This window comes from Micromonospora sp. CA-269861 (assembly GCF_050948505.1).
Taxonomy (GTDB): Bacteria; Actinomycetota; Actinomycetes; order Mycobacteriales; family Micromonosporaceae; genus Micromonospora.
In genome coordinates this window covers 2663088-2682287 of sequence record NZ_CP192014.1, presented here as the reverse complement: position 1 = coordinate 2682287, position 19200 = coordinate 2663088, and the positions used below count along the sequence as shown (strand labels likewise).

At 70.8% G+C, this 19200-nt stretch carries 16 protein-coding genes; 7 read left to right on the top strand and 9 right to left on the bottom strand.

Features of this window, described 5'->3' with window-relative positions:
* The first annotated feature begins 116 nt into the window (after positions 1-116).
* On the top strand, positions 117-515 hold the full coding sequence (locus ACQP0U_RS12350; protein ID WP_433318494.1) for a hypothetical protein: 399 nt from the start codon (positions 117-119) through the stop codon (positions 513-515).
* A 79-nt stretch (positions 516-594) separates the two neighbouring features.
* Here the strand turns inward: ACQP0U_RS12350 and ACQP0U_RS12345 are convergent, their stop codons facing one another.
* The 5 genes from ACQP0U_RS12345 to ACQP0U_RS12325 all read right to left on the bottom strand — a co-directional run bounded on the left by ACQP0U_RS12345 (position 595) and on the right by ACQP0U_RS12325 (position 7505).
* Positions 595-1764 carry a hypothetical protein gene (locus ACQP0U_RS12345; RefSeq protein WP_433318493.1) on the bottom strand — a complete coding sequence of 390 codons (1170 nt, stop codon included), beginning with the start codon at positions 1762-1764 and terminating at the stop codon, positions 595-597.
* A complete protein-coding gene (locus ACQP0U_RS12340; protein ID WP_433318491.1) occupies positions 1761-2276 on the bottom strand; it encodes a SigE family RNA polymerase sigma factor in 516 nt (171 codons plus the stop codon). Before ACQP0U_RS12340 ends, ACQP0U_RS12345 begins: the two co-directional genes overlap by 4 nt.
* A 138-nt stretch (positions 2277-2414) precedes the next feature.
* A complete protein-coding gene (locus ACQP0U_RS12335; protein ID WP_433318489.1) occupies positions 2415-4964 on the bottom strand; it encodes a hypothetical protein in 2550 nt (849 codons plus the stop codon).
* Positions 4961-6286, bottom strand: coding sequence for an SWIM zinc finger family protein (locus ACQP0U_RS12330; protein ID WP_433318487.1), 1326 nt, complete (start codon positions 6284-6286; stop codon positions 4961-4963). Before ACQP0U_RS12330 ends, ACQP0U_RS12335 begins: the two co-directional genes overlap by 4 nt.
* A 40-nt stretch (positions 6287-6326) precedes the next feature.
* Positions 6327-7505 carry a MalY/PatB family protein gene (locus tag ACQP0U_RS12325; protein ID WP_433318485.1) on the bottom strand — a complete coding sequence of 393 codons (1179 nt, stop codon included), beginning with the start codon at positions 7503-7505 and terminating at the stop codon, positions 6327-6329.
* A gap of 282 nt (positions 7506-7787) precedes the next feature.
* Here ACQP0U_RS12325 and ACQP0U_RS12320 point away from each other — a divergent pair, with 282 nt between their 5' ends.
* The 6 genes from ACQP0U_RS12320 to ACQP0U_RS12295 all read left to right on the top strand — a co-directional run bounded on the left by ACQP0U_RS12320 (position 7788) and on the right by ACQP0U_RS12295 (position 13579).
* Entirely contained in the window at positions 7788-8834 is a 1047-nt protein-coding gene (locus ACQP0U_RS12320; protein ID WP_433318483.1) for an SMP-30/gluconolactonase/LRE family protein, read from the top strand.
* A gap of 472 nt (positions 8835-9306) precedes the next feature.
* A complete protein-coding gene (locus tag ACQP0U_RS12315; RefSeq protein WP_433318481.1) occupies positions 9307-10011 on the top strand; it encodes a haloacid dehalogenase-like hydrolase in 705 nt (234 codons plus the stop codon).
* 369 nt (positions 10012-10380) lie between these two features.
* Positions 10381-10902, top strand: coding sequence for a hypothetical protein (locus ACQP0U_RS12310; protein ID WP_433318479.1), 522 nt, complete (start codon positions 10381-10383; stop codon positions 10900-10902).
* Between the two features lie 4 nt (positions 10903-10906).
* On the top strand, positions 10907-11479 hold the full coding sequence (locus tag ACQP0U_RS12305) for a hypothetical protein (RefSeq protein WP_433318477.1): 573 nt from the start codon (positions 10907-10909) through the stop codon (positions 11477-11479).
* Between the two features lie 4 nt (positions 11480-11483).
* The gene (locus ACQP0U_RS12300; protein ID WP_433318475.1) at positions 11484-12722 is read left to right on the top strand and encodes an MAB_1171c family putative transporter; all 1239 of its coding nucleotides are present in this window, start codon (positions 11484-11486) and stop codon (positions 12720-12722) included.
* Positions 12719-13579 carry an oxygenase MpaB family protein gene (locus ACQP0U_RS12295; RefSeq protein ID WP_433318473.1) on the top strand — a complete coding sequence of 287 codons (861 nt, stop codon included), beginning with the start codon at positions 12719-12721 and terminating at the stop codon, positions 13577-13579. The genes ACQP0U_RS12300 and ACQP0U_RS12295 overlap by 4 nt, the downstream gene beginning before the upstream one ends.
* Before the next feature lie 59 nt (positions 13580-13638).
* On the opposite strand, the gene ACQP0U_RS12290 is transcribed toward ACQP0U_RS12295, so the two are convergent.
* Genes ACQP0U_RS12290 through ACQP0U_RS12275 form a run of 4 tightly spaced genes read right to left on the bottom strand, consistent with a single transcriptional unit; the run spans position 13639 to position 19167 of the window.
* A complete protein-coding gene (locus ACQP0U_RS12290) occupies positions 13639-15963 on the bottom strand; it encodes a glycoside hydrolase family 3 N-terminal domain-containing protein (RefSeq protein WP_433318471.1) in 2325 nt (774 codons plus the stop codon).
* 38 nt (positions 15964-16001) lie between these two features.
* A complete protein-coding gene (locus tag ACQP0U_RS12285; RefSeq protein ID WP_433318469.1) occupies positions 16002-16868 on the bottom strand; it encodes a carbohydrate ABC transporter permease in 867 nt (288 codons plus the stop codon).
* The gene (locus ACQP0U_RS12280) at positions 16865-17863 is read right to left on the bottom strand and encodes a carbohydrate ABC transporter permease (RefSeq protein WP_433318467.1); all 999 of its coding nucleotides are present in this window, start codon (positions 17861-17863) and stop codon (positions 16865-16867) included. The genes ACQP0U_RS12285 and ACQP0U_RS12280 overlap by 4 nt, the downstream gene beginning before the upstream one ends.
* Positions 17860-19167, bottom strand: a complete 1308-nt coding sequence (locus ACQP0U_RS12275) for an ABC transporter substrate-binding protein (protein WP_433318465.1) — start codon at positions 19165-19167, stop codon at positions 17860-17862. The genes ACQP0U_RS12280 and ACQP0U_RS12275 overlap by 4 nt, the downstream gene beginning before the upstream one ends.
* Positions 19168-19200 lie beyond the last annotated feature (33 nt).

Sequence of the window (19200 nt, the reverse complement as noted above, 5' to 3'; positions counted from 1 at the left end):
CACCCTGCGGACGTCGGATCTCGTGCGGACAGCCCGACCAGCCGTATCGTGAGACGGGGAGACGACGATCCGCCGTCTTCGATCAAACGTCACTCGCGGCGGTCGAGGAGAACGAGATGATTGGCGTGACGATCGTCGGCGCAATCGTGGGCGTCCTGCTCGTCGGTCTCGTGGTCCTGGTCCGTAAGCCGGCCGACACCCGGTCGGTGCTCAGGTGGTCGGCCCTGGCGATCACCGTGCTGGTGGCGGCCGCGCTGACTCCTTTCACAGTGGACGACTCGGGCGCCGCGGCCAGCTTCCTGCTCGGCGTTCCGGTTGTCGCCGTGATGCTGCCCGTCCTCGCCCAGCGGGTCGGGCGGCTGACGCTGGTCGCCGATCTGGTGGCCGCGCTCGTCATCACCGGGTGGGGCCTGCTGCTCGGGCTGGGCATCGGTTTCGCGTTCCTGCCAGCGGCGATACTCCTGATCGCCAGCGCCGTGGGCACCAGGGCACCGCGACCGTCCACCACCACGTGACCCGGTGGCACGGTCCGACTGCTCGTCGCGCCGCGTCGGCCGGCCCGGCAAGCCGCTGCGGTGGAGTTCGGTGAGCCGCTCAGCGTCTGCACCGCCACACCAGCGGCCGATACGCCTGGTTCTCGTAGACCGCCCCGACCACCGTCAGACCGTCGGCGCTGATCGCCTCGGCCGTGTACGTGCCCGCCTCGGGCGCCCGGACCTCGGGTAGGCCCGGCAAGCGGCTGGCGGTTCCGTCCGGGGCGACGACCAGCGGCGCACCGTCGGCGACCAGCACCTCACCACTGCCGGCGATGCCGCTCGCCCCCGGGAACGGCAACAGGCTCACCGCCCCGGTGGCGAGATTCCACAGCACCGGCAGCATCTGCACGGCACCGCCCGTTTGAGCGCCGGGAACCGTGCCGATCGCCCACTCGCCCTGCGCCGAGTCGACCGACGCGCGCGGGTAGCCGTTGGGCAGCGCCAGCGCCGCCCCGACACCCTGCGGCGTCCACCGGTAGGGCTGCTCGCCCATCATGCCGACGATCGTGCCGTCCTCGGTGATCCCGGTCGCGGCCGATCCCCGCTTGCCGACCAGCCGGAACTTCTCCGGGTCGTCAGTCGACCAGAGCACTGCGTGGTGCGAGTCGTCGGACCTGCGGGCGGTGCCGACGATGTCGCCCCGACCGTTGACGGCGTGCACGAGCACCGCGTCGTAGCCGGGCGGGGTGGACAGAAAACGCAACTTCCCATTCCGGTATACCCAGCCGGTGCCGTCGGCGTTGGTGCCGACCACATGGCCCTTGGAGTTGACCGCTGCCGCGTACCGCGCGGCAGCCGGCAGGACGACCGGCCGGCCATCGGTCCACAGCACCACCCGCCCATCCTCCTGCCCGGTTCCGATGTCACCGACGATGTACCGCCCGGTGGGGTCGACTCCGTTGGCCACCGCGACCGGACCGTCGATCGGCTGCGACAACCACGACGCCTGGCAGGTGACCGGCGGGCGCGCGGCGGGCGACCCGGTCTCGGTCGGCGACGCCGCGAGCGCCGGCGTGGTCGGAGCCGGCGGGCCGGCGTTCCCGCCGACCTGAACGGCACCCACGACGCCGATCCCGGCCAGCACCGTCAGCGCGGCTATCCCGCCGACGCGGCGACGCCGGTGGCGCCGCCGGCCGTCGCGGAGCGCCCGGTTCACGTCCACCCGGGGCTCGGGAACCGGCACCGATCGCAGCAGTGCGGCGATCCGCTGATCGTCCACCGTGGTCATCTCGGACTCCTCACTGACATCTCGGTGACGTCGAGCACCTGGCGAACGGCTGCCAGCGCCCGAGCCGTCTGCGACTTCACGTTGCCTTCGGAGCAGCCCATCGCGGCGGCCGTGTCGGCCAGCGACAGGTCGCACAGGAACCGCAGGACCAGCACGGTGCGCTGGCCGCGCGGGAGGCGGGCGAGCGCGGCGAGCACGCTGTCCCGCTCGGCCACGTCGTCATGCGGCGTCACCGGCGAGCGCTCCGGCTCCGGCACCGACCCGAGCAGCCGGACCTTCGACCAGCTCAACCGCTTCTCATCGACGAGCTTGTGCACCAGCATCCGATGTACGTACGCGTCGACGTTGTCGGCCCGGCTGACCCGACGCCAGTTCACGTAGAGCGCCGTGATCGTCTGCTGCACCACGTCATCGGCCAGATGGGCGTCGCCGCACATCAGGAACGCGGTTCGATGCAGGCTCGGCAGTCGCGCGGAGACGTACTCCACGAACTCACCTTCGGCATCCACCATCGAGGCTCCCTCCTCCGCAAGCTCGACGGGACCGGACGACCGTCAGGTTGCGTCCCCGGCGAAGTACTCCAGAAAGGCGGACCACTCGGCCGGGCCGGGAATGTCCCAGCCCGGCCGCGGTACGGAAGGATCAGCGGGTCAGGCGGCCAGCACGGTGGCGAGCCTGCGTGCCTCGGTCACCAACCGAGTCGTACCGCCGCGGGCCACCACGTCGGCAAGCCCCGGCACCTCGATTCGCACACCGGTGGCCCTGGCCGTCTCGGCCCCCAGGGCCAGCAGGTCAGGCGTCCCGCGAGGCGGGGTCGACGCCGCCAGCAACTGTGGCAACGCGGCGGCGAGCAACCGCCAGACGCTCAGCCGGGCGCCGGCGGCGATCGCGTCGCGCAGCGGTGTGACCACCCGGGTCAGCGTCACCTGGCCGTCGGCCGCCAGCGCGCCCAGTTGGCGACCGACGCCCGGAGGATCGAGGTCACCCGCGGCTGCCAGCATCAGCAGAGCGTCGACGGCGGCCACCCGGTCCACCTCGTGCCGGGCAGACAGCCCGTAGGCCAGTGCCAGGTCGAGCGCCGGGCCGCCCGCGCCGGCGCACTCGGCGAGGACCGGCAGGATCGTGGCGGCCTCGTGGGCGTCCTCCTGTGCCGCGCCGGCGAACTCGGGCAGCAGGTGGGCGGCGACCAGCCCCCGGTGCCCGGGCAGCAGCGCCGGCCACAGGTTGCTCGAGTCACCCGGCTGCCCTCGTCCGATCGGGTGCGCCTGCACGGTGAGCAGCCCGAGCGGGTCCGCCACGCCCTCGGGCGGGGAAGTGGCAACGAGGGTGCGCCGAACGGGTAGCCCCTCGTAGCCGAAGTCGAAGTTGTGCCTGTGCTCGCGCCGGCCGACCGTGACCACCTGGTGGACCGTTGCCGGTAGGGCGTCGCCGCGCAGCCAGCGAGCCAGTTCGTCGCCGGCCATGGTGCCGAGCCCGGCGGCGCGAGCGGCCAGCGCCTCGTCCACGTCGACGGGCAGCCGCAGCAGGGCCTGGGTCAGGTCCCATCGCCACACCGGGCGGTCGCCGAGCGCGGCCAGCCGTTCGTAGAGCGCGGTCGGGTCGAGGGCTCCGGTGGAGCAGGTCGGGGCGGCCAGCAGCCCAGGGTCGTCCCGGCCGTCCAGGCGTTGCCCGATCTCCGCGAGCCGGCCGCAGTAGACAAGCGTGAGCGCGGACTGGCGCGGCAGCTCGACGGCCGACCGGCCCCGGAACGGGCGCAACGGCCGGGTCAGTAACTGACTGAGGATGCTGGACCACTGGTCGCGGCGGCTGGCCGCCTCGGGCAGCGCGGCGGCGGCCAGCAGGACGCCGTTCAGTTGAACCGGCACGGTGAACTGGGACCAGATGTGATCCCAGGCACCCACCTGACCCCGCCGCAGCACCGGCAGCAGGGCGGTTCCCAGCCGCTCCCGGTCGGTGGTGGTCAACCGGACCAGCCCGTCGAGGACCCGCTCCAGGGTCGCCGCGGGCGAGCGCGGGGTGAGCAGCCCGAAGACCTCCTCCACCAGCTCGTCCACCTCGGTGATCGGCGGCGCGGCGAGCGCGGGCGACACCGCCGGGGGCAGGTCGTCGCCGGCCACCGCCACGGTGACCGTGGCGACCAGCCGGTGGCCGTGCCGCTGCGCCAACACCGTCGCGCGATCGCGCAGGTCGGCGGCCGGGTGATCGGCAGCCGAGGCGAGGACCTCCGCGACGTGGGCCGCCCGCTCGGGGCTCTGCCGGGCCAGTCGGTCCAGCCAGGACAGCTGCGCCCGCACCAGCGCCTTCTCCGGCCGACCCAGTACGACTCGCGAGGTCTCCAGCAACGACTCGAAATCCACCTGCCCGTCCGCGTCGCGTAGTGCTCGCTGCGCGACGCCGGCCACCGGCCCGGGCCCGTCGGCGAGCAACCGCAGGTACCCGCTTGCCCGCGCGGCCACCTCGTCCGGGCCGGGTCGGAGCTGTTCGTGCAGGGCGAGGAACGGACGCAGCGCTCCCGGCCGGTCCCCGCGCAGCAGCCGGCCCAGAACCCCGTCCAACAGCACGGCCCGGTCGAGCCGCCCCTCCACTGCCAACGCGGCCAACGCGGCGGGCACCGGCCGCCCGCCACCGCTGAACCCCAGGTCGATGCCGACCCCGTCGACCTCGAACAGGCGCGGCAGCAGCACGTCGAGGAACGGGTCGGCGCGCAACTGGTCCAGTAGCGGCGCCTGCCGGTGTCCGTCGGACGACCGCTGCCACCACATCGACTGCGCCCAGCCGGCGACGAACGCGTCCCCGGTCGGCGGCGGCACCTTCTCCGCCAGCAGCAGCGCGGTGACGAAGTGCCAACCGTCCCACGGTCGGCTGCGGGTCAGCCGCTCGGCCAGCCGGTACCCAAGGTCGGCCAGCCAGGGCAGGCCCCGCTGTCGCGCCGTGGCGACCACCAGTTCGGGGTCGGCGTCCGTCAACATGATCGACCGCCGGCCGAGCAGTGCCGCTGCCTTCGTCGCGGTGCTCAGCGTGCCCACAGCGGCCACGGCCAGCGCGGTCGCCGTGCTCCCCCACGACACGTCGTCCCGCCGACGGACGTGGGCGATCAACTCGTCGCCGAGCGCCCGCCGAGCAGGGTCGTCCAGGGTGTGCAGCATCGAGCCGACGGTCGTCACATCACCGCGGTCCAGTGCCCTGAAGAAGTCCGTCACACCGTCACCTCCGCGACCATGGACACCGCCAGGGCATGCTTGCACGGGCCGCGTTGTCCCCGGTACTTCGCCCACCACTGACAGGTGCACGTGAGGTTTCCGTCGGAGAGCCGGCGGACGCGGTAGTCGTCGTCGCCGCCGCGTACCGTTGCATGATCGCCGTCCCGGCGGACCGCGCCCTGCTCGACAAGCGTGCGCGCGCCGACCAGCCGGGGATTGTCGCGCTCGGCCCGGCCGGCGTCGTGCGGCATCACCCGGTGGAAGTACCCGGCGTCGGCGACGTCGTAGCCGACCCGTCCGGCGGTGCCGAGCTGGGCCAGGGCCGCGCGGACCCGATCGTCGGACAGGCCCGCGGCGTCGGCAAGCGCGGCGACGTCGATCGTCGGGTCCCAGGAGAGCAGGGCACCGACCAGCTCAGCGTCGTCGATCACCTCGTCGCCGGCGAGCGCGAGCAACGCGGCCCCCTCGCCGGAGAAGCCCCGGTATGGCTCGGGAGAGAGGGTCAGCGACAGCCGCAGCGACCCGGTGTCCAGTTCCCACGTGCTCGGCACGGCCGGCGAGCCGGCACGCACCGCCGGCCCGTACACCCGCAGGGTGCGGGCGTGCCGGAGCAGCCCACGCAGCGCCGCGAGCCGCCCCGCGCCGGCCAGACAGACCGCCCCCGGCGTCGGGCGCGAGGTCAGCCGGAGGGTACGCCCGGCCGGCACCGCCCACAGCACCGAGCGATCGCTGCTCCCGGGCAGCCGGCGCAGGAACGCCGTGGCCTCGGCGGCGGGGACCTCGGCGCGCGGCTCGAAACCGGCGGTGAGCACGTGCACCTCGGCGAAGCCGCGCATCCAACGCCCCGGCAGCGGGACCTTCCGCTCCACCACCGCACCCTCCATGGTGGAGACGGTGAGGTCGTCCGGGCCGACGGCCAGGTGCAGCGGCTCGATCCCGCCCACCCGGGCGAGGGCTTCGCGCAACGGTGCGTTGACGTCGACGTTTGTGGTGCCGTGCCCGGCGATCTCACCGTCGAAGCCGGCCGGGACCACGTCCATCCGGGCGTACACCCCGCAGCAGCCGGAGAAGGACTCGAATCGCAGCCGCTCCCGGCTGCCGGTCACCACCGGGTCGAGGCTCGCCGGGCTGACCGGCTGGTGGTAACGGGTGCGGGCCACCTCGGCCACGGCGAGCAGCCCGGCCGCCGCCGCTGCCGGGGTGGTGAGAAACCCGGAGAAGAACCGCGGATTGGCCGTCGGGCCACCGCTGGTCTGCAGGTCGAGGCCAGCGGTACGCAGAGCGGACGGCTGGAGATATCGGTACGTCTGAACGGCGTTCACGGGCACACCGTAGAACCACCTGCCGACATCCGCGCCGGCCTCAGCCGACGGCGACGGTCATCCGGCGTACCGCCTCGGTGATCAGCTCCGGTGCGGTGGCGAGGTTCAGCCGGACGTGCCCACCGCCGCCGGTGCCGAACGCCAGCCCGGAGTTGAGCGCCACCCTGCCACTGTCGAGGAACACGGCGGCCGGGTCGTCACCGAGGCCCAGGGCGCGGCAGTCGAGCCAGGCCAGATAGGTGGCCTGGCCGGGTTGGTAACGGATGGCCGGCAGGTGTTCGGCGAGCAGCGCGGCAAGCAGCCGGCGGTTGTCGTCCAGGCCGGTCAACAGGGCGTCGAGCCACTCGCCGCCGTCGCGGAAGGCAGCGGTGTGGGCGATCACGCCGAGGTGGCTGGTGCTGACGCTGACCTCGAACGGGACGCGGGCGAGGTCCCCGGCCGCGGCCGGGCCGGCGACGAGGAGCCCACCGCGCAGGCCGGCCAGGTTCCACCCCTTGGAGGCGGACATCAGCGACAGGCCGTTCTCCGCGCCGGGCACCGAGAGGTACGGCACGAACCGTGCTCCCCCAGCCACCACCGGCGCGTGGATCTCGTCGGCGACCACCCGCACCCCGTGCCGCTCGGCCACCGCGGCGACGGCGGTCAGCTCGGCCGCGCTGTGGACCACGCCCGTCGGGTTGTGCGGGCTGCAGAGCAGGTACGCCGCCGGCCGTCCACCGGCGCGAGCCCGCCGGAACGCCTCCTCCAGCGTGTCGAGGTCGATCCGCAGGTCCTCGCCGAGCGGCGCCTCCACGATCCGGCGGCCGGCGTGCGCCACGAAATCGTAGAACGGCGGGTAGACCGGGCAGTTGACGACCACCGCGCCCCCCGGCTCGGTGAGCAGTCGCAGCGCCTCGACGACGCCGTGCATCACGTCGGGCACCAGCACGGTGCGCTCCACGGCCAGCCCGTCCCAACCCCACCGTTGCCGGGCGAACTCGGCCAACGCCTGCGGGTACGCCGTGCCGGCGGTGTAGCCGGTGTCGCCGCGCGCGACGGCGTCGGTGATCGCCCGCGCGACCGGCTCGGCCAGGGCCACGTCCATCTCGGCCACCCAGAGCGGCAGCACGTCGTCGGGGTACTCCCGCCACTTGAGGCTCGTCCGTCGGCGGAGCTGGTCGATCGTGAGCTGGCGGAGGGGATTCACCACGGTCCGGGCACCACTGAGCACACCACTCATGGCCCAAGCCTATTCGCTGCGTCCCGGCCGGGCGGCCCGGACCATCGCCGGTCCGTCCACTGTGGTCGTACCGGAAGTATTTTCGGACACCTTTTGGCATTGAGCAGCGTCTTTGTGGTGTTATCCCGATCGCTGCCGAGGTCAGCGCCGAAAATTGCTGCGGGTCTCTCGTTCATAACCTAGGCTCCCGGATACCCACATCGACGGCCCGCCCTCACGCCGTGCCAGCCACCGACCTCGCACGCCGGCCATCGCAACCCTCGACGCCGATTGGAGTTCTCGATGACCTGGCGTCCCACCATCGCCGTACTGGCCGGCCTGTGCCTCGCGGTCAGCGCCACCTCACTGCCCGCCGCTGCTGCGGCCGACGCTGAGCAGGTCAGCGCTCACGCCGCGCTCGCCGGGCCGCCCGGCGCACCGACCGGAGCCTGCCCGACGGGTGCCAGTTACGGCCCACCGTTGCCGGCGAGCACCGTGACGGCCCCGCGGATCCAGGGCGGGTTCACCTTCCTCGAAGGGCCGGTCTGGGTCGCCGACGGCGCCTACCTGCTGTTGTCCGACATGGCCGCTGGCACCGGGCCGTACAACGTCCAGCCGTCGACGATCCGCCGGTTCACCCCGCCGTCGACCTTCGACACGTTCCTCGCCAACTCCGGCAGCAACGGCCTGGCGCTCAGCGCCGACGCCCGGCAGCTCGTCGCGGCCACCCACGACCAGCGCAGCGTGTCCCAGTACCGACTGAGCGACCGGACCCGCAGCACCGTAGCGGCGGGCTACCAGGGTCGGGCGTTCAACTCGCCGAACGACGTCGCGGTCCGCTCGGACGGTGTCGTCTACTTCACCGACCCGAACTTCCAACGCGGCAACCGCCCGGACCAGATGAGCGGACGCACCAGCGTCTTCCGCGTCTCCAACGGGCAGGTGTCGCTGGTCGACGACCAGTTGCGCCAACCCAACGGCATCTCGCTCTCACCGGACGGGACCGCGCTGTACGTGGGCGCCTACTCCGAAAACAAGATCTACAAGTACGCCGTCCAGCCCGACGGCAGCATCGGCGCGCGCAGCGTCTTCGTGAGCTACATCGGCGGCCCGGACGGCGGCACGATCGACTGTGCCGGCAACGTGTACTGGGCCTCGGGCGGGGACTCCCTGGTCCACGTCTACTCCCCCGCGGGCACCCAGCTCGGCACGATCCGGTCCGGCAACTCCGGCACGACCAACGTGGCATTCGGCGGCCCCGACCGGCAGACCCTCTTCGTCACCTCGGGTCGGTGGGGCGACTCCGGCCTGTACAGCGTGCGACTCAACATCCCCGGATATCCGTACTGAGCAACGCCACTGACCGGCTGCAGCTGCCGCCTCGACTGCTCCACCCAGTAGCCGGGTAGGCACCCGTCGGCGACCGTGGACGTCGCGCCGCCGGCGGCCGTCGGGAGGAGCAGGACCTTCAGCCGGGGCAGCTCGGTCGCGGCGAACACGGTGCCGACGATCAGCACGGCCAGCACCGGCAGGAGCCGGCGGGCGCGTACACGGGCGGCGCCCTGCCGGTCGGCGGGCGGTGCAGCTTCTTCTGGTGAGGGTTGTCCAGGCCGCCGCGCCCGCCATACCGTGCCGGTCGCGGCGGCGAGCAGCGCGACCGGCACCGCCACGCAACCCGCCAGCCACCGTAGCGACTGTCGGGCCGCAACCCAGAGCTTGGGAGTGTCCAATTAATGGCTGTCACGCAGGAAAAACAATTCACCCACGTGATTGGAATTCGCTTTGATGGCGAACCGCCTGCGGCACCCGGGTCGACAGACCGATGAGGGCGTCGGCCGCAGAGACCGTGATCTTCGATTTCGACGGTGTCCTGCTGCGCGGGGACGCATTCGGGCTGTTCCTGCGACGCACTGCTTTCGCGGGCGCTCGGCTGCCGCTCGCCATCGTCCTGCTCGTTCTCCTCGCGCCCGTCGCCGCTATTCCCGCCCTCCGCCCCTGGGCTGCGCGGCGGGTGAGCCGGGTCGGCCTGCTGGGCCGGAGCGCGGACGACCTGCGGGCAGAACTGGAACGCTTCGGCGCAGCCCTCGCTGCGGAGCCAGGGCGGATCATCGGCCCCGGCCTGCGGAAGATCCGCGCCCACCTGGCAGCAGGCGACCGGGTCATCGTGGTGACCGCGTGCGAGCACACCCTGGCACGCGCGGTGCTCGACGCGATCGACCTCGCCGGGGTCGAGCTCGTGGCCTCCCGCATTCGCGGGCCGAGGCTGATCGTGCACAACCACGGGGCGACCAAGATGGCGCAGCTCGCCGCCGAGGGGGTGACGCCGCCGTGGCGGGTGGCCTACAGCGACTCGCTGTCGGATCTGCCCGTCCTCAGTGCTGCTGAGCGGCCCGTGCTGGTCAACGCGAACGCCCGTCAGGTCGCCAGGGCGCGTCGGTTACTCGGCGACCGGCTGACCACCGTCAGGTGGCCGGGTGGCCATGTCCCGGGGGATGAGTCAGACACCGTGGGCCGCCTGCCGGGCTGAGTCCGACGCCACTGTCGCTGGGCCGCTGGCAGACAACTGCCGTCTGCCTGGGCGGCCCAGCGACCCCCCACCAACAAGCGGCGGCCGGGCAGAGGCGGTCTGCCGCCATCGACCGGCGCGCGAGCCAATGCCGCGGGAGGAGCCCCCGTTGCGCTCCTCGCGGAGCCGACCCCTCCCACCGGTTCGGCCGGCCGGACCACGCTCTGATCCGGCGCGCAACGGGCGTTGAGCCGATTGAGTTCGCACTCAACGTACGTTGCTCCAAACAGGAGCGAGCATACGCTCACGTTGCGTGCACGTGTCAACATCTGTTTTGCCGCTCCGCGCATCTGCGACACTGTCGTTTAGGCGGCTGGAGGGTGAAGGATCATGGTTGACGACCGGCACGCAGAGCACGAGCTGCCGCCCCTCGACACGCTGGCCGCCAGGCTGGAATACCTCTTCGACAAGATCCGCCCGACGCCCGACGAGCTCAGCGACTCCGACGAGTCGGGGCGCAGGTACACCAACAAGGAAATCGCCGACAAGATCAACGAGGTGGCGGCGGAGACGGGCGTGACGATCAGCGCGGCCTACATCGGCGAGTTGCGCCGCGGCGTGGCAAGCGATCCCCGTACCTCACACGTCCGCGCCCTGGCCGCCGCCTTCGGGGTCAACTCGGGCTACTTCGTCGACGATGCGGCAGCACGACGAATTCAGGACCAGATAACACTGCTCAACGAGCTGCGCCGGATGGACGTCAAACAGGTGGCGCTGCGCCAGGTGCTGGCCGACAACGGGCTCTCCGCGACGGACACGCGGCTCGTCGAGCAGATGGTGGCCCGACTGCGGGCCGTGGCGGCAGGCACTGGTGCTGGCACGACCAGTTCCACGCCGGCCGAACGCGGCTAGTGCGGTGCAGATCCTTCGGTGGCAGTACACCGACGAGCGGGAGAACGCTGACGTGAAGTTGCACCGACTACGCAGGCGCTGCGAGCAGCTCGTTGCCGAGCTTGAGGTGCCCGAGCCTTTCGACATCCAGAAGCTGTGCGACGTCCTCGCCGAACGGCGTGGCCGGCCCATCCACCTGGTGCCGATCAAGCTGCCGGCACACACGGTGTGCGGGATGTGCGTGCCGACCGGCGACTTCGACGCCATCTTCTTCGAGCAGGACACCTCACCGCTGCACCAGATGTTGATCATCGGTCACGAGCTGGGTCACCTGCTCGCCGGCCACCAGGCGACCGAGGTGCTGGACGCGGACGCCTCCCGGCTGTTGCTACCGGACCTCGACCCGCAGCTTGTCCAACGCAGCCTCGGTCGCAGCAACTACGCCGCAGCCGAGGAACGCGAAGCCGAACTGATCGGTTCCCTGCTCCTCCGGCGGGTCCGCGACAACCGCGGCGACGGGGACGACGCGCCGTTGAGCGGCCAGGACGTCGAGCTGTACGGCCGGCTGCGACACTCACTCGAACATCCCCACTGGTAGCGCGATGGACACCGTCCTCTACGGCGTGTGCGCCGCGGCCGGCTGGATCGCCCTCGGCTACATGGTGCGACTACAGCGTCGGCATCCCAGTTACGCCCGCCGCGCGATCTGCTGGGGTCTCGGGGCGTTCGCCGCCGGGATCACGGTCGCCATCCCGCCCATCGCGGCCGCGATCGACCAGGTGTCGGGGCTGCCCAACCTGGCCAAGGTCATGGCCCACGCCGGCGCTCTGACCATCTCGGCGAATGCCGAGATCATGCTCCTGCACTTCGCACTGCCCCACGCGACGGCCGCCGCCCGGGCCCGTAAGTGGATCTGGGTCACCGCGTGCGCGTTCCTCGTGATGGTCGCCCTGTTCGCCTACACCCTCACGTACGACGACCCGGTGCTCCTGACCGTCGAGTACGCGACCGACCCGGTCGTGACCGCCTACCTGCTGATCTTCCTGCTGCTCGGCTTCTTCGCCTACTGCTTCGACATCACCCGGCTGTGCTGGGGCTTCGCGAAGATCTGCGGGCGACCCTGGCTGCGCCGTGGGCTGCGCATCACCGCAGTCGGCGCCGCCTTCGCACTGCTCTACAGCACCAACAAGATCGGATATCTCGTCGCCTACTGGGCCGGCTACCAACCGGCCGGCGAGCGACAGATCGCCGCGGTCCTCGTGACCATCGGCGCTCTCCTCATCACGATCGGCCTCACCATGCCGGCGTGGGGGCCCACCCTCAACATCACACGACGGTGGGAGGACTACCACTCCTACCGACGACTCGAACCACTCTGGCGCGACCTCATCGCCGCTCTTCCCGAACTCGAACTCGACCCCACCCTGCGCCGACGCCGGGCAGCCGCCCGCGACACCGACTACGCGCTGACCCGCCGGGTGGCCGAGATCCGCGACGGCCGCCTGGCGCTGCGCCCGTACATGGAGATGAGTGTGACGGCGCTGGCCGCACAGTTCGCCGAGCGGGCCGGGCTGACCGCCGAGGAGCGGCAGGCGTCCATCGAAGCGGCCCACCTGGCCTGCGCTCTGCGTCGCCACAGCGCCGGTCTGTTGGCCGTGGTCGCGCAGCCCGCCGACGAGCTGCACCGCCCGGACGGCGGCTACGCCGGTGAGGTCGCCTGGCTGACGCTCGTCACCGAGGTCTACGCCCGCTCGCCGGTGGTGGCGCAGACGATCGCCGCGACCCGAGACCTCGCCGCCCCGGGCACCCCGCATCCGAGCGCTGGAGACGCCCGCCGATGAGAGACCGCTACGACAATCTGACCCGTACCCGCGCTCTCGACCCGGAGCGCGACTACCTCGACATCTACCAGACCATGCTGCGCTACGAGTTTCCGTGGGACATGAAGCTCGGGCTCAACCTCGCCTTCAACCGTTCCTTCTCCGTCCCCGCCATCGCCCAGGTGCACACCGCCACGGGCGAGCTGACCGAACGCACGCAGAAGCGGATCGACGACACCGGCCTGCTGATGTACGAGATGGTGCTCAACGGCTTCGAACAGCCCCGGGGCCGGGACGCGTTGCGGCGCGTCAACCAGATCCACCGTCCGTACGACATCAGCAACGACGACTTCCGCTACGTCCTCGGCTGCCTGGTCGTGATCCCCACCCGGTGGTTGCAGGAGTACGGCTGGCGCCCGCCCTGCTGCCACGAACGTCAGGCCACGTACCTGTTCTACCGGGAGCTCGGTCGACGGATGGGCATCACCGACATTCCCGGGTCGTACGACGAGTTCGAGACCTGGTTCGACGCGCACGACGCGGCTCACCTGCAACCCAACGACGACGCGGCAGCCATCGAACGTGCCACCCGCATGCTGATGCTCAACCGGATCCCCCGGACGCTCGCGCCACTGGGAAACGCACTTGTCAGCGCCCTGTACGACGCGCCGCTGCGGCGCGCGACGCGGGTCGACAGGCCGGCCTGGCCCGTCCGGGCGGGGCTGCACGTGGCCTTGAAGACGCGCTCGCGGTTGCAGCGGTGGTTCGGAGCACCGCGGACGACGGCGTTGTTCGCCGACGGGATCAAGGCCAGGAGCTACCCCGACGGGTACGAGATCAGCCGGCTCGGCCCGCACCACGACCGCGTGCACGAGTAACACGTCGGCCCCGCGGCCGGTCCGCCGACTGTCCCTCGGGACGGTCGACGGACCGGATCTCAGCGGATGTCGGTGGTGGTCCAGCGTGGCGAGGCGTTGGTCACCTCGATGGTGTCGCCGACCAGCGTGGTCACCGCCTCGGTGTCCCGCTGCGCGCTGGTGCCGACCCAGATTTCGACGTCGCCGGGCTCCACGACGCGGGTGAACGTGCGGTCGGAGAAGGCCAGGCGGGTGGTGGGGACGGTCAGCTCGACCGTGACGGACTCACCCGGCTCCAGGTGCACCCGCCGGTAGCCGAGGAGCTGGGCCACCGGCCGGGTCACCGAAGCGACCAGGTCGCGACCGTAGAGCTGGACCACGTCGTCGCCAGCGACAGCGCCGGTGTTCGTCACCCGCACGGTCACTCCCACCGCCCCGTCGGTGGGCACCGTCGTCGGCACCGTGAGATCGTTGTACGCGAATGTCGTGTAGGACAGGCCGTGGCCGAACGGCGCCACGGGCGTCGCCGGCAGGTTGGTCACCTCGTTGCCCGCACCGAGGGTGGGGTGCAGGTAGGAGTACGGCTGCGCACCGGCCGACCCGGGCAGGGTGACCGGCAGCCTGCCCGACGGGTTGACCCGCCCGGAGAGCACCCCCGCGATCGCCCCGGCGCCCTCCTCGCCCGGGAAGAACGCCTGCACCACCGCCGCGCAACGCGAGAGCGCCCAGCCGACCGTGTACGGCCGGCCGGTGACCAGCACGAGGACGACAGGTGTGCCGGTAGCCAGCACCGCCTCGACCAGTTCGCGTTGGACGCCGGGCAGCTCCAGATCGTCCCGGTCACAGCCCTCGCCGACAGTGCCGCGTCCGAAGAGGCCGGCGTGGTCGCCGACGACCAGGACGGCCACCTCGGCGTCGGAGGCCGTGGCGACGGCCTCGTCGAAGCCGGATCGGTCGTCGGTGTCCACGTCGCAGCCGCGTGCCCAGGTGACGAGATCGTCGCCGAACTCGGCCCGCACGGCGTCGAGCACGGTCGGCACCTCGATACCGGTCGGCACGTCGGGATGCTGGACGAGGACGTGGTTGAGGAACGAGTAGCACCCGAAGAGCGCACCCTGGCGGTCGGCGTTCGGGCCAATGAGGGCCACCCGTCGACCGGTCGGCAACGGCAGCGCGTCCCGGTTGGCGACCAGGACGATCGATTCCTCGGCGAGCCGGCGGGCGATCGACCGGTGCTCGGGCGAATCGAGGTCGATCGTCTGGGGCGGCTCGTCGTCGAAGGTCGCGTCGAGCAGCCCCAGGTCCTGCTTCTGGCGCAGCACCCGCAGCACCGCGCGGTCGATGAGCGCCTCGTCGATCTTGCCTGCCCGGACCGACTCCCGCAGGGTCAGATAGGCGTCGCCGGTCGGCAGTTCGACGTCGACACCCGCAGCCAACGCCTGCCCGGCCGCCTCCGCGTGATCGCCCGCCACGTGGTGCAGCAGGTTCAGGAACGCGACCCCGTAGTAGTCGGCGACCACCGTGCCGTCGAAGCCCCACTGGTCCCGCAGGATGCCTGTCAGCATCGTCGGGTCGGCGGCGACGGGCACTCCGTCGATTTCGGCGTACGAGTGCATGACGCTGCGTGCGTCACCGTCGATGATCGCCATTTCGAACGGGGGGAGCAGCACGTCGGCCAGTTCCCGGCGGCCGACGTGCACCGGGGCGAAGTTGCGCCCGGCGCGCGAGGCGGAGTAGCCGGCGAAGTGCTTGAGGGTGGCGTGCACCCCCTGCGACTGCAGTCCGCGCACGTACGACGTGCCGATGGTGCCGACCACGTACGGGTCCTCGGAGATGCACTCGTCCACCCGACCCCAACGGGGGTCACGGATCACGTCGAGCACCGGCGAGAGCCCCTGGTGGATGCCCAGGGCCCGCATCGAGGCGCCGATCGCCGCGGCCATCTCGGTGACCAGCTCGGGGTCGAACGCGGCACCCCAGGCCAGCGGAGTGGGGAAGGTGGCCGCCTTCCACGCGGACAGCCCGGTGAGGCACTCCTCGTGGACGATCGCCGGGATGCCGAGCCGGGTACCGGTGACCAGGTCCCGCTGGAACTTCCACAGCCAGGACGCGCGTTCGGCCGCGTCCAGGGGGCGGGTGCCGTAGGCGCGGGTGAGGTGACCGAGCCCGTGCCGGGAGAAGTCTTCGAGCTTGAACGCGTCGCCGAACTCCCCCTGCAGCGGTGCGACCGCCTCGCCGTCCTCCTTCTCCCAGAAGCCGACGAGCTGGGCGATCTTCTCCTCGATCGTCATCCGGTCGAGGAGATCACGTAGGCGTGCGCCGCCGTCGTGCCTGCCCGGCCGGCCGTTCTCCGGACCTGCCTGAGCCGGCACCGGCCCGTCCACCAACGCGTGGACCTCAGTCATGCTGTGCCTTCCTGTGGTTGTGCTCGTACCGCTGTCGCTCAGCCCTTGACCGCGCCCTGCAGGCCACCGACGATCTGCTTCTCGGCGAGCGTGAAGAAGAGCAGTGCCGGCAGCATCGCCAGCGAGGTGAAGGCGAGAACGCCTGCCGTGTCGGTGGTGTACTGGCTGGAGAAGTTCTGCACGCCCAGCGGCAGGGTGTGCAGGCCGACGTCGCTGAGGACGAGCAGCGGCAGCAGGAACGAGTTCCAGCTCGCCACGAACGCCAGGACGCCAACGGTGACGAGCGCGGGCCGCGACAGCGGCATCGCGACGCGCCAGAGGAAGCCCAGCCGACTCGCCCCGTCGATGGCCGCGGCGTCCTCCAACTCTCTCGGGATGGCCGACAGGAAGGGGCGCAGGATCACGATCGTCAGTGGCAGTGAGAAGGCGACCTGCGGGAGGATCACCGCATAGTAGGAGTTGATCAGGTTCAGGTCACGCAGCATGAGGTAGAGCGGCAGGATCGCCGCCCCGGCCGGAAACAGCAGGCCGAGTGTGAAGAAGGTGTAGAGCCCCTCCCGCCCACGGAAGGAGTAGCGGGCGAGCACGAACGCGGCGGCCATCCCGAGTACGACGACGGCGAGCGTGGTCCCGAGGGCGATGACCGCACTGTTGAACGCCTGTTGCCAGAAGTTGCTCTGGGTCAGCACCCTTGAGTAGTTGTCCCAGACGAACGGGTCGGGCAGGCCGGCCGGGTCGGCGACGATCTGCGGAGTGGTCCGGAAACCGCCGATGACCACGTAGATGACCGGGGCGATCGACACGGCCGCGATCGCGAGGGCGAGCGCGTAGGTGAGCGGCGTGCCCCAGGAGACCTGACGGCGCCCGGAGGACGGGGAGGACACGGAGTTCACGGCCATCGTCACTTCGCCCTTCCGGTGATGGCGCCCTGGATGTCGCGGCGGAGCAGGAACCGCTGGAACAGCAGCGCCGCCACGAAGGAGATGGCGAACAGGATGACCGCCACCGCGTTGCCGTAGCCCCACAGCCGGGCGAAGAACCCGTTGTCGACCATGTAGGTCGCCATGGTGGCCGATGCGCCGAGGGACCGCACCGCGGGCACCGAGGTCACCCAGATCATGTCGAAGATCTGCAGTGAGCCGATCATGGACAGGAACATCCAGATCCGGATCGTCGGGCCGAGCAGCGGGATCGTGACGTGTCGTTGGATCTGCCACCAGCTCGCGCCGTCGATGGCCGCTGCCTCGGTCAGCTCGTCGGGCACATTGGACAGCCCGGCGAGGAGCAGGATGATGGCGAAACCGACGTACTTCCAGGTGAGGACGGCCAGCAGGGTCCAGATGACCACATCCAGGTCCGCGAGCCAGGCCTGCACCAGGCCGCCCATCCCCAGGGACCGCATCAGCGCGTCGACAGTGCCCTGATCGGTCAGGAGCAGCTTCCACATGATGCCGACGGTGACCTCGGCGAGCACGTACGGCACGAACACCAGCAGGCGGAACACGGCCCGCCCGCGGAAGCGACGGTTGAGCAGCAGTGCGACGCCCAGGGCGATCGGGCCCTGGATCAGCAGCGACCCGAACACGATGATGGCGTTGTTGCGCAACGCGTCCAGGAAGATCGGGTCCTGGAAGGCGAGGGTGTAGTTCCTGAGGCCGACGAACTCGGTGGGAGGCCCGACCCCGCGCCACCGGAACAGGCTGTAGTAGACCGCGAAGCCCATCGGCACCAGCACGAACATCACGTAGATGACGACGGCCGGCGTGGTGAGCCCGATGATCTCGTACCACTTGCGGCGATTGTCGGCTCGGCGGGCGGACGCTTGCTCGGCCCGGCGGGGGCCCGCCGGCGACGCGGAAGCGCCGCCGGCGGGCATACGAAGCTGGTTGGCGGAGGTCACTTGCTTGCGGCCGCCTTCATTGCCGAGACGACCTTCTCAGGCGTCCCGTTGCCGGCGAAGATGGCGACGATCGCGTCGTTCATCGCGTTGCCGACGGTGCTGCCGTAAGCCGTGTCCAGCCAGAGCTGGACGTAGCTCGCCCCGGAGGTCGCCTCCAGGATGGACTTCAGCGCGGGGTCCTTGACGCCGGCCTCCGCACCCTTGGCGACAGGCAGGCCCGTGCCGGTCTCGGCATAGCCCTTCTGCACCTCGGGGCTCACGATGTACTTGAGGAACTCGACGCACTCAGCCGGGGCGTTCTTGGCACAGGAGAACCCGTCGCCGCCGCCGAGGGCCGCCTTCGGGTCACCCGGGGAGCCGGCGATCGCCGGCACCGGGAACCAGCCGAGGAACGAGGCCACCTTCGCCTTGTCCGTGGCGACGGTGTCGAGCGTGCCGCGGTTCCAGTCACCCATGAGCTCCATCGCGGCCTTGCCGTTGGCGAGCATGCCGTTGGCGCTGGTCGGGTCGTTCTGGCCCGGAGTGGCGATGAAGTTGGGCTGGAACGGCTTGGTGTCGATGAACGTCTTCAGGTCCTGGCCGGCCTTCACGAAGCACGGATCGTCGAAGTTCTTCTCCGCCGATGCCTTCTTGAGGACGTCGACCGAACAGGCGCGCAGCGCCATGTTGTACCACCAGTGCGCGGCCGGCCACTTGTCACCGGCGCCCACGGCGATCGGAATGACATTTGTCGCCTTGAGCTTGGTGACCGCGGCGTTGAGTTCTTCGAAGGTGGTTGGCGGAGCCGAGATGCCCGCCGCGGCGAACATGTCCTTGTTGTACCAGATGCCCTCGATGCCCATCCGGAACGGCAGGCCGTACTGCTTGCCCTTCACCTGCCAGATCTCCGCGGCGCTGCCGATGTTGCCGACCTCGGCCTTGGTCTGGTCGGTGACGTCCTTGAGGTAGTCGGCCTCCACCTGCTCGGTCATCTCACCGCCGCCCCAGGCCTGGAAGATGTCCGGCGGGTCGCTGCTCAGCAGTGCGGCGGGGAGCCGGGTGCGCTGGAGCTGGTTTGTCTCGATCGCCTCAATCTCGATCTTGACGGTGGAGTGGAGTGCGGAGAAGTCCTTGGCGACCTTCTCCCAGTAGGTCTTGCCGGGCCCGTCCTGTGACGCGTTGTGCCACCAGGTCAGGGTCACCGGGTTCTTGTACAGCTCGCTCTGAGGGGCCGCCTCTTCGCCGCCGCCGCTGCACCCGGCGACAACGAGAACACTTGTCATTAACAGTGCCAGAACGGCACCTTTGCGCTGCTTCGTTGCCATCGATGTCTCCTCGACTAGTCAGTCGCGGTACTC

Coding starts and splice junctions, on each gene's coding strand:
- ACQP0U_RS12320 (WP_433318483.1), top strand. CDS start 7,788: ATGACCTGGCGTCCCACCATCGCCGTACTGGCCGGCCTGTGCCTCGCG.
- ACQP0U_RS12315 (WP_433318481.1), top strand. CDS start 9,307: ATGAGGGCGTCGGCCGCAGAGACCGTGATCTTCGATTTCGACGGTGTC.
- ACQP0U_RS12300 (WP_433318475.1), top strand. CDS start 11,484: ATGGACACCGTCCTCTACGGCGTGTGCGCCGCGGCCGGCTGGATCGCC.
- ACQP0U_RS12345 (WP_433318493.1), bottom strand. CDS start 1,764: ATGACCACGGTGGACGATCAGCGGATCGCCGCACTGCTGCGATCGGTG.
- ACQP0U_RS12275 (WP_433318465.1), bottom strand. CDS start 19,167: ATGGCAACGAAGCAGCGCAAAGGTGCCGTTCTGGCACTGTTAATGACA.
- ACQP0U_RS12350 (WP_433318494.1), top strand. CDS start 117: ATGATTGGCGTGACGATCGTCGGCGCAATCGTGGGCGTCCTGCTCGTC.
- ACQP0U_RS12290 (WP_433318471.1), bottom strand. CDS start 15,963: ATGACTGAGGTCCACGCGTTGGTGGACGGGCCGGTGCCGGCTCAGGCA.
- ACQP0U_RS12310 (WP_433318479.1), top strand. CDS start 10,381: ATGGTTGACGACCGGCACGCAGAGCACGAGCTGCCGCCCCTCGACACG.
- ACQP0U_RS12295 (WP_433318473.1), top strand. CDS start 12,719: ATGAGAGACCGCTACGACAATCTGACCCGTACCCGCGCTCTCGACCCG.
- ACQP0U_RS12325 (WP_433318485.1), bottom strand. CDS start 7,505: ATGAGTGGTGTGCTCAGTGGTGCCCGGACCGTGGTGAATCCCCTCCGC.
- ACQP0U_RS12340 (WP_433318491.1), bottom strand. CDS start 2,276: ATGGTGGATGCCGAAGGTGAGTTCGTGGAGTACGTCTCCGCGCGACTG.